Genomic DNA, 13,979 nt, shown 5'->3' with positions numbered 1-13,979 from the left:
CCATTGTATCCGGGATTTACACTTGCTTACATATTAAAGGCAGTTCGGAATATTGTTTACTCTTTAGAAAAGCATTCGCACGTGCCATGCCCTCACATTTTGCCGATAGCCCATTTTTATCACCTTTTACGACTGCCATTAACACCCCAAATCCATAGAAATAGCATAAACATAACTTTCGCCATATACGTCTGAATTTATTTCTTTCAGGCACATGCAGAAATCGATGCCAGAAAATCTTACGAAAGAAATAATCACCTTCCACTATCTTTAATTCCTTCTCCTTGTTTCCAAGATTTTCTCCGGCATCAAGATGCTTTATCCCTGTCCCGAATACAGTCAATAGCTTTAAGCCGGCAAGATACATCTTATAAAACATTACCTGATCATCTCCGATTGCATAATTAGTCCGATCAAGCCATAACTCATCTTCAAACCGGATTCTTAGGAAATCTGATTTCCGGCATAAAAAACATGGTCCGGCGTTTGTCTGAGACAGATACGATTTATTTTGAGGAGATTTATTATATGAATACCCTCCTGTTGCCATGACTTTATAACCCCACACGCTATCACCCCGACGGGCCCGCATCCTGCCGGATATAGTCATTAGAAGCTCGGCCTTTAATCCTCGCGAGGCATTGTCAAACACATCCGGGGATATGACATCGGCATTATTAAGTCGTAATTCCTCAAACAGTTTCTCGACTCCGTCGGGAGCTACATAAACATCATCATCAAGAAACAGTATATATTCCGAAGATACCTCGTCATAGTTTAAAGCCCGCTGTGCCACCATACCCTTCTTGACATAAACATACTGCTCTCTGCCACATGTCTCTTTCGGTATAGGATAACCGTCGGCAAGATATACAATTATTGCCTCCGGCTGTATGGTCTGCGCGCATAAAGAGTCAAGCAGTGTCTGATATTTTACACCGGCTTTACCAAGCGTGCGTATTACTGCCGTATATTTCATAAATTCTTTAACGCTATCATTATTCGGTTCTTAGCTCTTAACAATCTGACCGCGACATCAGGCGTCAATAATATAAATGGATAATACCTTTTGTTTACTGATGCCTGAGACAATCTTTTGGCAGTCTTCTGTCTTAATTCAATTAAGCCCAGGACCTCTATAACATCTCTTCGTTTATGATAATAAGCCTCTGACAATGTACTCAAAGTCCAGTAATACATCATTACAGAATAATAAATGTATAACTTCCTAAGCTGATCATTCTTAGTCACTTGACTTTCACGATAAAAAACATTGCAAAGAGCAAATGACCCTTCAAGATTATCTATCTGCACCGTCATTGTTATTGAAGATACTCTTTTTCGATAAAGATACATTCGCCTGTCAATGTATCCACACCGCAGTTCCTGTCTGGCAAAAAAACGGCAATAGAAATCGATATCTTCCTGAGACCTTATACGTTCATTAAATCTCAGATCTTCGACAGCCGAGGCTCGCATCATGCTTAACCATGTAAACCATTCTCCGGCAATTGCATATTTGACGAACTCAAAATTATCGACAACTCGTCCGGTAACAAGTGACTTGTCAAAACTCCGAGGCTCGATTGGCTTGAGATTCTCATCCACTGCTTGGTATTCAAACCTTACAATATCCAGATTCAATGAGGTGACATATTCATGTAGCGAAGCAAGGCAATCATGATCCGCCCACACATCATCTGAATCAAGAAATATAAGCCATTCTCCTTTAGCCTCCCCAATCCCAAGATTTCGTGCCGAGGAGGGACCGCCATTTGGTTTATGAATAACTCTGAAATATGAATAAAGTGATGCATAGTAGTCGCATATCTCAGCCGACCCGTCTGTACTGCCGTCATCTATGAGCATCACCTCTTTGTCTGCAAGAGTTTGGGCAACGACGCTTTCAAGACAATCTGTGAGATAAGCCCTTACGTTATATACAGGTATAATGACTGATATCATATGTCTATCTTCCTAAAATATTCCTTACTCTGACAATCATGGATGTCACCGGACGCAAGCCATGCGTAAGACACCAGGCCATGATTTTGAGTTTTATTCCTATTGTCGGACTACTGAATATATACTCCTTTTTATCCGGATTGATTTCTATGAATCGGTCAAACAAGTTCTGGTCAAGCAGCAATTCTCCACAAGCCTTTAATGAACGCCAGGCCATCGGCCTCTTCATTATGTTATATAATCCACGTTCCTTAAAAAAACGAATTATGTCAAGATATACCCACTGCTCGTCAGCCTCAGTCTTTTTATTCTGATTATGCACTATACTGCCATCCTGTTGCCAATAGTAATAAAGCGGTTCATCGATTTTTGCTATTACCATTGCCTCACAGCATATCCTTATCATTAAATGGAAGTCTTCACAATAAGTTATGTTTAACGGACATCTGTAACCGCTCTTTACATAAAGAGATCTTTTCTGCAGACTACCCCACATTGCTGTCCATGTTGTCGATATGTATTCGCTTACCCCTTGTGCCCCCTGCTTTCCCCAGGCATACATTTTATGATACACATTTTTATCTTTAGTTACAAAATAACAGTCACACATCACAATGTCTGCATTCTCATCCAAGGCTTTGGCAAGCATCTTTTTAACAAAATGTGAATCAATCCAATCATCACTGTCAACAAATATAACCCATTCACCCTTAGCATTGTCAAGACCGTTATTTCTTGCCGATGAGACACCACCATTGACTTTATGCAATACTCTGACGCGTGAATCCTGACAAGCATAGGCATCACAGATTGAACCACTTTTATCAGTACTCCCGTCATTGACAAGCAATAACTCAAAATCACCAAATGTCTGCGCCAATATCGAGTCAATACAACGGTTCAGATATTTCTCGGCATTGTACACCGGTACGATTACCGAGATCTTAGGCAAGGGCATTTTTCAGAAAATTTATGCTTGATTGTCTCATTCGGTCAAGCTCCTTATTTACACAGGTATAATCTATTGCTGATGTCAGATTGTCCATACGATTGCAATAATCCTCCACTCCACCCGCCAGACGTTTGCCCAGACCAAACATTTCCAATAACGATGTAAAACGGTCGAGACCTCTCCGGGCATTGCCTATGGCTATGAACGGCCTGTTGAATATTATAGAAAAGACACATCCATGAAAAGAGTCGGTCACAACAAATGACGTTTCGGCAAACGATGCGAGCCATTGTGACACCGTTGCCATATTAGCGTTATCACTGTCACCAGACAAAGACCGCACCGGCAAAGACAACCGGGAGGAAACATCCTGCAGTATCCGCTGTTTTTCAAAATTACCGTCAAGTATATAACTCGTGATATACTTTTCTCCTGTCAGTCGGTCTGATGCCTTTATCAGACAACGGTAATCCGAGTCTGACAAAAGCAATGTAGGGTCGAGCACTTTCTCTACATCATGACGGCCGAAATCTTCTCTGACAATTCTCAGGCCGCCATCCTCTCTCACCGAGACTGCATCAAAACGAGACAACAGGGTCTTGCATTGCTGCATCTTATCCGCATCTATATAATCGGCCTCCACACCAAACGACGCTGCATAGGCCACCTTCTTTCTGTGGTCGCTGTCTGATAAAAAATCAAGGAAATAAGTCTCTATCCTTGGCGAATACTCCTGTCGCCACACCTGATCACTGCCGACAATAAAAGCGTCATAGTGATTTTTCGTTATAACCTCACGCAGTTCACGGTCAGAATGGCATATGCGGCTTCGCTGTATACGCTTTATAAATTTGCCATCCGCATAACGCGGCTGTCTGGGATTATAGGTTCTGTCAAAGGGATTGCGCAATACTACATCCCGTCGGCCCAACAATATCTTATATATAATACATTTCACCAACGAGCAACAACGCAGTATCGTTATGCCACCAAACCGAGAACGGGATGTGTCAGCCTGTCGGAATATCATTTCTGGTTCGTGGCCCATACGACGAAGCGTCTCTTGCAGAGCCCAGTTCTGAATGATTCCCCCGTAATTGCGCTGTAACGGTTGAGTAAGTATCCCTATTTTCATCTACTTGTTCATTTTAAGCCACAGGCGGCGTCTGATTTTAGCCGGAAGTGACTGAGAGAATACGCGGTTGTAAGCAATCTCAAAACCACACTTCTCAAGGCTCGACATAAACAGCTCTCTGTAAGGAGGTTTCACAACCGATATCTCGATGCTCCGATTGTAACGCAATGCGTCTTCATATGACTCGCGCATCGACTCAAGGGTCAATTCTCTGTATAACTTTGCTCCTTTTGGGGTATTAATGAGCACAAGACTGGTACCACAGTCATCATCCATCGACCGGTCGACATGCTCTATACCCCAAAAGTCGCCCAAAGTTATATCACTGCCCGAACGGCCGCCCTTTGACGGACACTTATAGCACGATGGTCTTAAATCAAGATCTGACAGAAACACACGCATATAATCATTCTCGGTAAACGGTTCGTATATGCCCTTGTCAGCATTGTTTAGAGAGGTGAAATCCGTATTTCGGCCGCCCTGAAGGGCGGTCTCTGAGAGGTGAAATCCGTATTTTTTCCAGCCCAAACATTTGTCTCTAAACGAGATACTTTTCCAAGGGCTCCCCGCTTTTAGAGAGATGGAATCCGTATTTTTTCCAGCCGGCGCGCTTAACGCGCGCGATTTTTCCTCAAGATATTTCTTCCATGCACCCGGACTTGGCACACCGTGACAAACAAAATCCACAGTCAGAAGATTAGCATATTCCTTATTCAGATAGCCTTTCAATCCGGCTATCTGACAGGGTGTTCCTGAAAACAAGACCACCCTTCCATCCGACAGATTGCTTTTGGCCTCTCTGAAAGTTTCTCCGATGCAGCTTTGCAGATATTTTGAACCACGAAACGCAGCAAGCTCCTCTGATGTCTCCGCCTTGTCATGCCGCACTGTCCAGTCGCTATCAAAACGCGCACCGAACACAACACCGCCCCTTGCAACTACAGACTCTGCCAACAAGGTAAAGACTCCTCCCGACGAACTTTCACGCCTCACAGTCTCATTGCGATTTATAGCCGCATACGTTGCTTGCGGACGGCTCGGTAGGCTTATATTCAGCTCAGGGCACACGCGCTCACACATATCGCAACCTATACATCGGCTTACGTCCACCACCGGATAATCAAAGCTCTCTTTGTCGGAGATGAAGCTTATGCATTGTTTCGGACATATTTGGACACATGCCCCGCATCCACAACATTTTGCCTTATCGGTTATATCAATCATAATACTAAGACCGTTTTTAGCCGAGTTATCTGATTTGATATTTTACCCAATATAAAACACCGCTCAGACGCCATACATCCTACATACAATATGGACAATACCCCACATACTATGCTGGAAATTATCATTGACATGAATCTTACCGGGCCCTCCGGCAGCAAAAAATGAATCATAACCGGTAATATTACAGCACATACACACGTCAAAACCACGTTCAGTACCACTCCATTCAGATAACTGCCGATTGACAACCCTGTCATATTTCTCAGAAACCATAGCCTCAAAAGCAGGCACCCAACACCTATTACGAACGCGATGACATAAACACTCATGGGAGATGCTCCTGCTTTAAGCGCGAGATATGATACAGGGAAATTCATAAGAAGAAGTCCTCCGACCGCTATCTGATAATTTCTGATTTTACCTGTAGCCGCCTGAAGTGTAATCAGAGTATTTGACAAAACCTCCAGTAATGAATTAAGTAGCACCAAGCGGACAAAAATTACTGTCATGTCGGGATACGCACCCAGCCACAGACTCAACACAGCAGGAGTTTCCAATATAATAGGCACAGCAAACAACATCATCGTATAGAATCCGAAACGCGAGCCACGCTCCACAAGCGAAAACATATACTGTCGGTCTTCACAGGCATACGACTTTGTAATCTGAGGATTTATAGCCGTCATAAAATTGGCGACAAACGCACCGACCGCCGCCGACACTGATCCTGCGAGCCCTCGCGAAGCATTTACTCCCGGCCCAAAAAATAGGTTCAACAGCACATTTACACCCTGATCTTTAAGTATGCCGGCTGTACATCCGATTGCGTTCCATCCGGCAAATCCGCTCATTTCCTTCCAGCAGTCACGATAAAAGCGTGGCATACAACGACTTTCTGTGAAATGCTTGTGGCAATATCTGAAATACAATATCTGCATAAACAGGTATGTACCTGTCAGTAATATGGAATATACTATCAGTCGGTCAAATCCAAACGGAGCATAGACAATGAAGAGAACTATCCCCAGATTGATACAAATCTGCAGTATGCCAAAGAGAGCGAACACGTTCATACGCTCATGTGCTATAATACAAGCATTATAAGGCGTGCTGAACAGTCCGAGCACAAATGATACCACCGAGGCCTGAAATACACAATTTGCAGCAAACAGTCGGCCAGACGGTATCACCATTTTATTGTTGACAAACCATACACCAGCCGTCTCAGCCACAACAAGGACTATCGAAATCAAAGCCAGTTGTATCAGTAATGATGTTGAAAACACCTTACGCAGACGAGCCATGTCTCCAGCACCAAGCTCAAATGTCATAAAACGGCTTATTGATGAAGACAACGCACTGGAAATCAAAGAAAACATCGCCACAAATCCGCCCACGACATTCTGTATGCCGAAATCCTCTACGCCAAGAGCATTAAGTATAGCCCTCGACGTATATAGCGACACAAGCATGCCTATAAGCATGCGACCATACAACAATACTGTATTTTTGGCTATGCGACTGGTATGTCCTCTATGGTCTGTATCCATTTTCCATTAGATTCACCGGCGACTGAAAAGACGGCTGATGAATGATGAATCTACTTTATCTCCGACAATATTGCCTTGCTCTCGCCCTGACACCTTTTTATATATCTCCGGCCATGACGGGAGACCGCCGAGGTTACGGTCATCGATATAGAGGTCGGCCGAGACTTTGCGGCAGCCTTGATCTGCCGCGCTGCTTATTTCGCCGGGATAGTTGGAGTTGACCGCATAAAAATTCAAGCCTCTCTTCTCACACCATTCCACAGCGTCCTGCAACAGCCGGCCCTCTCTGACAGTCCATAACACTATATGAAGCCCGGGCATATCTCTCTGTAGCTGACACAAGGTCGCAACAGCAAAGGGCATTTCCTTTCCAATCTCGGGATATCGATGCTCGACAATAGTCCCATCGAAGTCTACGGCTATAATCATGATTTCTTTTTTCATTATTGTTTTTCACAGCTCACAGCTGGAAAGGCAATCAGATCAATTGTATGAAATCAGGGTTGACCTCAACCGACGCGGCCATCAGACCGGGTATCTCCACTATTAGGCGACGTGTCCTCATGCCTTTGACCGACAAAAGATTGCCCTCAAAATCATCAAATACACCTCCCACGATCCTCACTCGCCGTCCATACATGGCTTTGGTGAGCTCTCCGGGCATATAATAGCGGGCATTGTCAGAATTGCCGACGGCATATATAAACCGTTCCATGTCGGCATCTCTCACCGTGGTCGGCTCATTGATCGTATGGCCGTGGCAGTAACGATATTGTAGATTAGGATAACGGGCCACATAGCTGTCAAGCACCTCCTTTGATTCGTGGACAAACAGAAGGTCCTGTATCACCGGCACATCGCGCCGCTGCTTGCGGCCTCTGACAGTCATTATGATCTGATGCATCGGAGTAAACACCTCCAGACCGGCTTCTCTCAGCAAGTGGTGAGCCATCACGTTTGCGTTTCTACGCGTCAGATCGCGCATTGCAAACCATTGTTTTTCAGACCTCCGCATATGTGTTTCAGTTGGATTAAAGACAATCCTCCAAGTCCTGCTCAACAACGTATTTTACTAATCATTAAGCAGTTACTACAATCAATCAAAAAGTAAGCGTCTTGGATGAGGATTAACCACCCTCGTGTATTTATATTATTTGTCACATGTCGGTTATTAGTCGTTTAAGTAGCTCATAATATCAGTTTCTCCGCAAGAGACTTGTATGACAATTCAAGTTATTGTAAATAAGGCACTCTTAGGGTTTTCCGGCGACCTTTTGCAAAACCAAAGTATGACATTCGGTCGGATAGAGGGCAAATATACTTGGCATTGCAAAAAATATTTGCCGACAAATGCCGTTATTTCCAATAAATTGAGTAACTTTGCAATATCATAACGTCAGTCTCTTGCGGAGAATCTTATCAGCTTGCAAAACCATTTCGGATTTTACCTACCTATATTTTTCATTCCACACAAAAAAGTATGCACCCTTAGGATTATCCTGCGACTCCGCCCGGTGTCCTTTTCTTGTAGAGAAACTGACCTGGCGATATATTCCAATGGACGTCAAGTATTTACCGGGAATTACATATACATTTTGACCAAACATATTTTATATCTCAGATATATTATTCCACATAAGTCATGAATAAAGATAGGCTAAAAGTATTGGGATTTCAATAAAAACCGCTATCTTTGCACCATCATATAAGTCTCTCTACAAGAGAGTTATCAGTCAACAAAGGATTTTTTCGGCTGAAGGAGTGAAGACAAGTCAGCCGTCTCCGCAATTACTCATCAAGGCCATAATCTTCCGATTGGCCCTGTCAACCACCGAAGTATCAAGCGTACTGAGGTATATCTGAGTCGTCGTCTCCGAATCATGCCCCATAGCCTTGCTTATTGTAGATAGAGGCACATCGTTATGATGAGCAATGCTTGCCCAGGCATGGCGGGCCACATAAAGCGTAAGTTTTGCATCAAACCCAAGCATCCTCCCCACTATCTGTAGATTACGGTTAACCCTGTGATAAGCATTCTGATACTGCCTGTCTGCATCCTCCGCATCACTGGTGATAAGCGGCAGCAGATAAGCCGAATCACAATCACCGAGCCGCTCCATAATCTGACGCGTCTGAGGCTCTATCCTCACCTGTATCTGCTGACTTGTCTTGCGGCGGCTATACGTAATCACACCATTAACCACATCGCTCTTCTTAAGATAAGCTATATCCACAAACGACATCCCGCGGGTATAGAATGCAAACATAAACACATTGCGCGCAAAATCCAGATGCGGACTCCCGCTCAGATCCACATCCCTGATCCGGCATATAGCCCTCAGAGTCACAGCCCGCTTCACCGTCTTGTCAACACCCATATACACATGTCGGAACGGAGAGCGTGGCACCTCATAGTCACACTCCTGCGCACGATTGACTATCGACCGCAGATTACGCATATAATATGAAGTCGAATTACGGCAAAGACCACGCTTGCGTAGAAACTCCTCATAGCCCGCCACAAGCGTGGAATTAAAATCGCGCCACGCCACATCCTTATTGTCGGTAAACCTCAGAAAGCTATTCAGAACCACCTCATAACGCCTGGCCATCGACAATTTGCCAATCCTGCGCATATCCTCTATAATCCTACGGCCAAACGACACAATGCCACCCTCAGCCTCAGACCTGTTGAACATAGCCACCACATTGTCTGACGAATACGGACGCCCCGACCGTTCGAGCCTCTCCACAATATCCTTCAGCCGAACCATATCAGAGACAATCCTGTCACCGGCCTCGGCAAGAAACGCCCCCCTTCCAGGCCCGCACTTCTCAGGAACCACTATCGCCGAACGTCGTGCATCCCACTCGGCATAACTGATATGAAGTCCCGTATACACCTGCCTCACCTGCCGCCGGTGTATAATCTGATAAAACAGAGTACCGTCCCTGTCCTCAACCGGAGAGGGACGAAATTTTAATTTAACTGATGTCATATACACTATTCTTTAAATATAAAATTTATTGAAGATTGCATAGACAAAATTAAGTCACCTCGGCAAAAAACGTGTGGTCCGCGCGGATTTTTGGCATAAAATCACTAATTTTGTGCAATTATTTTGTTAACTAATTTTTTACGCATCAAAGACATGGCAGAACGCGAAAGCCTCAACCAATATTTCAGAGACTCGATACGCAATAACTGGGACCGGCCGGCCCTCACTGACCTTGGTTCGACCACGATGTCATACAAGGATGTGGCACGTAAGATTGCCAAGCTACACATTTTATATAAAGAGACAGGCATAAAGCCCGGTGACAAGATAGCCCTCTGCGGCAAAAATTCGTCACAATGGTGTGTGGCCTTCATAGCAACCCTCACATATGGTGCTGTCATCGTGCCTATCCTCGCCGACTTCAAGCCCGACAATATCCAGCACCTCATAAATCATTCCGACGCACGCCTCGCTATCGTTGACGAAAATATCTGGGAAGCTCTCAATCCAGATGGCATGACGAGCATAGCCGGCGCGCTGTGCACACGCGACTTCTCGCTGCTCCACTCCAATAACGAGCAGCTCACCCATGTGCGCGCACACCTCAACGAGCTTTTCGGCCAGGCTTATCCCGACCGTTTCACTCCCGACCACGTTGACTATTACAAGGAAGACCGCGACGAGTTGTGCCTCATATCCTACACCTCCGGCTCGACAGGTTTCTCCAAGGGTGTAATGCTCCCCTACCGCTCTCTGTGGTCAAACGTAAAATATTGTCTTGAAAACATCAAGGCCAAGCCGGGCGATGGCGTGGTGTGCATGCTCCCGCTGGCCCACATGTATGGCCTTACCATCGACATGCTGCGACCCTTCGTGACCGGCTGTCATATCAACATACTCACACGCACTCCGTCGCCCCGCATTCTCATGGACGCGTTTGCCCAGGTGCGTCCACGCTACATCGTGGCTGTGCCGCTCATTCTTGAGAAGATTATCCGTACACGCGTATTCCCGATGCTCGAGAAGCCGCTCATGAAACTCATGCTTATGGTGCCCTTTGTCGATGACAAACTGCTGAGCCGCATCCTTGACAAACTCAAGGAGACCTTTGGCGGCAATCTTGAGGAGATTATCATCGGCGGCGCGGCTCTCAATAAGGATGTAGAACGGTTTTTGCGCCGCTGCGGCTTCCCCTACACGGTTGGCTACGGCATGACTGAGTGCGGACCGCTCATCTCCTACGCCTCTGCCTCCGACAACCGCATGGCGTCATGCGGACGTATCGTCGACCGCGTACAGGCCAAGATTGCCTCGCCCAATCCCGCCTCCGTGCCCGGCATACTCTATGTAAAGGGCGACAACTGTATGCTCGGATATTACAAAAATCCCGAGGCTACCGCCGAGGCTGTCGACGAGGACGGATGGATGTCGACCGGCGACGTCTGCAATCTCGATGATGACGGTTTTCTCTACATACGAGGCCGCGACAAGAACATGATACTCGGTCCCTCGGGCCAGAACATTTATCCCGAGGAAATCGAGGACAAACTCAATAACCTCCCCTATGTGTCAGAGTCTCTTATTGTCGATTCCGGCTCGGGCCGCCTTGTGGCTCTGATATTCCCCGACCTCGAGAGCGCGCAGACTCAGGGATATTCCCACGCCGACATCGAGCGCATCATGGACGAGAATATCTCGACACTCAACTCCTCGCTCCCGGCCTACTCTCAGGTGCAGTCGTTCAGAATACAGCAGGAGGAGTTTGAGAAGACCCCCAAACGCTCAATCAAACGCTATCTGTACAAATAAGAGTTTAAAAAAGTTTAGGAGTTTAAGAGTTTAGAGTCTGGGGTGGATATCTCCCCGGCTCTAAACTTTTCTATATCAATCTTGACATAACCTTAACCACATGCTTGACAGACACACACTACGACGCGGATTGCTGACAGCGATACTCGGCACGACCGTTTCGCTTTGCTCCATGGCCCAATCGACGGCCACATTCAGCCACTTCAGATATGAAGGCAATGACGACTATTACAATGACAATCCCCTCACTGCTCCCGGCGACTATTTCAATCCCGTAATCAGCGGATGGGCATCCGATCCGAGCATATGCCGTGTCGGCGACGACTATTGGCTGGTGACATCGACTTTCGGCTACTTTCCCGGTGTGCCGATGTATCACTCCAAGGATCTTGTGTCATGGGAACATGTCGGCAATGTGCTCGACCGTGAGTCGCAGCTCGCATCGCTGCCGGGGCTGTCAATTGACAAAGGCGGCATCTATGCTCCCGCGCTCACTTACAACCCTCATAACAAGACATTCTACATGATTACCACCTGTGTCATGAAGGGTAACGGACGCGACGGACGTTCCGAAAACTTCTATGTCACGGCCAAAAATCCGCTTGGTCCGTGGAGCGACCCCGTGATACTCGAGGATGTCGACGGCATTGACCCCTCGTTCTTTTTTGACGAGGACGGCTCGGGATATATTGTACACAAGTCAGAGGAGCACAGTCCCGTTAAATGGAGCAATCACCGTGCCCTCTCCATAATACGTTTCGATGCCGAGACAGGCCGCACTGTAGGCAAACCCGTAAAATTTCTCGAGCAGGGGGTAGGTCCCGAGGAACGGCTCGAGCGCAACGAAGGCCCGCACATCTATAAAATCAACGGCAAATATTATCTGCTGGCGGCCGAGGGGGGCACCAACTGGGTACACTCCGAGGTGTGTTACCGCGCCGACTCGGTGTTTGGGCCATATCAGCGTTGGAGTCGTAACCCGATGCTCACACAACGGCTTCTGAAACCCAACCGCAAGCTGCCGGTGACCTCATCGGGCCACGCCGATCTTGTGCAGACTCCGGCCGGCGACTGGTATGCAGTGTTTCTCGGATGCCGTCCGTGGAACGACGGCGAAGACCATCTCGGACGTGAGACATTCCTCATGCCTGTCAAATGGAGTGCCGACGGATTTCCCTACATCACACAATGTATCGACACTGTAGGGCTGCGCCTCAACATTCCAGGCATGTCTGGACGACAGGCATCATGTCAGGCCGGCAACTTCGTGTGGACCGACGATTTTTCCTCAAAATCACTGCGTCCCGAATGGCTCTCGCTGTGGGGCATGCCCACCCGATATTACAAGACCGGCAAAGGGCTGAAACTCACCTGCGCGCCTGTCGACACCAAGTCGGGCCACGTGCCGGCTTATCTTGGCCGACGCATGCAGCACCATAAGTTTACGGCCGAGACTGAAGTGAGATTCAAGCCCGACGATTCCGAAGCCGCCGGCATGCTGCTCGTTAAGAACGAACAGCGACAACTGTTTCTCGCCGTCAGAAAGGGCGAGGTGTCGCTCATACAGGTAGGCAAAGGCAAAAACAATGTCATGGCATCTCAGCCGCTCAAGACCGATGGCTCACCCATAGGGCTGCGCACAGTATCGGACGGTGACACCTACAGCTTCTACTACCGCCCGTCAGGCGGCGACTGGACTCCTCTCATAGAGAAGGTCGACGCCGAATACATCGCAACGCAGCGCGGCGGCTTCACCGGCAGCACTATAGGTCTCTATGCCACATCTGACAAAAATATGTCACTCTAAAGTTTGCGCCAGCGCATCCTGGGACGTGTCGCTCGTTTGGCGAGACGGCGCACCCGGCGAGGAATCACAGGCGCGGATTTCTCATCGGCATTTTCATCATCTTTATTAGCGCAATCCTCATCACAAGCCCGGTCACTCATGGCCGGGCTTGTCTCATCAGCCTCCACAGTCTTGCCGGAAATACGGGCGGCCATGGGCTCGGCTCTATGGTCTTCAGGCTTTGTTTCGGCTCTGCGAGAGCGACGCATACGGGCTTTGGCTGAACGCGCGATGGCAAGATCAATGTCAAAACGCAGCATCTCGAACGCAACACGACACTCGGCTGTAAGCCCGGCGGCATAATTGTCTCTGTCGCCGTCGAGATATTTGCCGAGAGCAATGAGCATGGACGCTCTTCGGTCGGAATCGGCAAACACGAGGTTGATACGCTCAACAAAGCCGGCATATGCCTTGGCGGATACAGGACGGAGGATGGTGGTCTTTTTCATAAAATCGGTGCGAAAATTTACACCACAAAGTTAACATCCGCCTATAC

General features: G+C 47.2%; 12 protein-coding genes. 2 read left to right on the top strand and 10 right to left on the bottom strand.

Annotated features, from left to right (window positions below):
* Positions 1-16: 16 nt before the first annotated feature.
* The 9 genes from QGT73_RS00325 to QGT73_RS00285 all read right to left on the bottom strand — a co-directional run bounded on the left by QGT73_RS00325 (position 17) and on the right by QGT73_RS00285 (position 9,828).
* Positions 17-979 (bottom strand): glycosyltransferase, encoded by a 963-nt coding sequence (locus QGT73_RS00325; protein WP_280120972.1) that lies wholly within the window; start codon positions 977-979, stop codon positions 17-19.
* On the bottom strand, positions 976-1,965 hold the full coding sequence (locus QGT73_RS00320) for a glycosyltransferase family 2 protein (protein ID WP_280120971.1): 990 nt from the start codon (positions 1,963-1,965) through the stop codon (positions 976-978). The genes QGT73_RS00325 and QGT73_RS00320 overlap by 4 nt, the downstream gene beginning before the upstream one ends.
* A gap of 4 nt (positions 1,966-1,969) precedes the next feature.
* Positions 1,970-2,923 carry a glycosyltransferase family 2 protein gene (locus QGT73_RS00315; RefSeq protein ID WP_280120970.1) on the bottom strand — a complete coding sequence of 318 codons (954 nt, stop codon included), beginning with the start codon at positions 2,921-2,923 and terminating at the stop codon, positions 1,970-1,972.
* Entirely contained in the window at positions 2,910-4,052 is a 1,143-nt protein-coding gene (locus tag QGT73_RS00310; protein ID WP_280120969.1) for a polysaccharide pyruvyl transferase family protein, read from the bottom strand. Before QGT73_RS00310 ends, QGT73_RS00315 begins: the two co-directional genes overlap by 14 nt.
* Positions 4,053-5,276 carry a Coenzyme F420 hydrogenase/dehydrogenase, beta subunit C-terminal domain gene (locus QGT73_RS00305; RefSeq protein WP_280120968.1) on the bottom strand — a complete coding sequence of 408 codons (1,224 nt, stop codon included), beginning with the start codon at positions 5,274-5,276 and terminating at the stop codon, positions 4,053-4,055. It abuts the gene before it with no gap.
* Entirely contained in the window at positions 5,273-6,829 is a 1,557-nt protein-coding gene (locus QGT73_RS00300) for an MATE family efflux transporter (RefSeq protein WP_280120967.1), read from the bottom strand. The genes QGT73_RS00305 and QGT73_RS00300 overlap by 4 nt, the downstream gene beginning before the upstream one ends.
* Positions 6,830-6,841: 12 nt before the next feature.
* Complete coding sequence (locus QGT73_RS00295) at positions 6,842-7,258, bottom strand: BT0820 family HAD-type phosphatase (RefSeq protein WP_280120994.1); 417 nt, start codon at positions 7,256-7,258, stop codon at positions 6,842-6,844.
* 49 nt (positions 7,259-7,307) lie between these two features.
* On the bottom strand, positions 7,308-7,844 hold the full coding sequence (locus tag QGT73_RS00290; protein WP_280120966.1) for a UpxY family transcription antiterminator: 537 nt from the start codon (positions 7,842-7,844) through the stop codon (positions 7,308-7,310).
* A 757-nt stretch (positions 7,845-8,601) separates the two neighbouring features.
* A complete protein-coding gene (locus tag QGT73_RS00285; protein WP_280120965.1) occupies positions 8,602-9,828 on the bottom strand; it encodes a site-specific integrase in 1,227 nt (408 codons plus the stop codon).
* A gap of 153 nt (positions 9,829-9,981) precedes the next feature.
* Between QGT73_RS00285 and QGT73_RS00280 the strand changes: the two genes are divergently transcribed.
* Both QGT73_RS00280 and QGT73_RS00275 read left to right on the top strand, forming a co-directional pair.
* On the top strand, positions 9,982-11,637 hold the full coding sequence (locus QGT73_RS00280) for an AMP-binding protein (RefSeq protein ID WP_280120964.1): 1,656 nt from the start codon (positions 9,982-9,984) through the stop codon (positions 11,635-11,637).
* A 100-nt stretch (positions 11,638-11,737) separates the two neighbouring features.
* The gene (locus QGT73_RS00275; protein ID WP_280120963.1) at positions 11,738-13,444 is read left to right on the top strand and encodes a glycoside hydrolase family 43 protein; all 1,707 of its coding nucleotides are present in this window, start codon (positions 11,738-11,740) and stop codon (positions 13,442-13,444) included.
* On the opposite strand, the gene QGT73_RS00270 is transcribed toward QGT73_RS00275, so the two are convergent.
* A complete protein-coding gene (locus tag QGT73_RS00270) occupies positions 13,441-13,932 on the bottom strand; it encodes a hypothetical protein (RefSeq protein WP_280120962.1) in 492 nt (163 codons plus the stop codon). The genes QGT73_RS00275 and QGT73_RS00270 overlap by 4 nt on opposite strands.
* Positions 13,933-13,979: the final 47 nt, after the last annotated feature.

It is taken from the genome of Duncaniella muricolitica, assembly GCF_910574735.1.
Classification (GTDB): Bacteria; Bacteroidota; Bacteroidia; order Bacteroidales; family Muribaculaceae; genus Duncaniella; species Duncaniella muricolitica.
The sequence above is the reverse complement of the archived record's forward strand: the minus strand, read 5'-3'. Positions and strand labels throughout refer to the sequence as shown.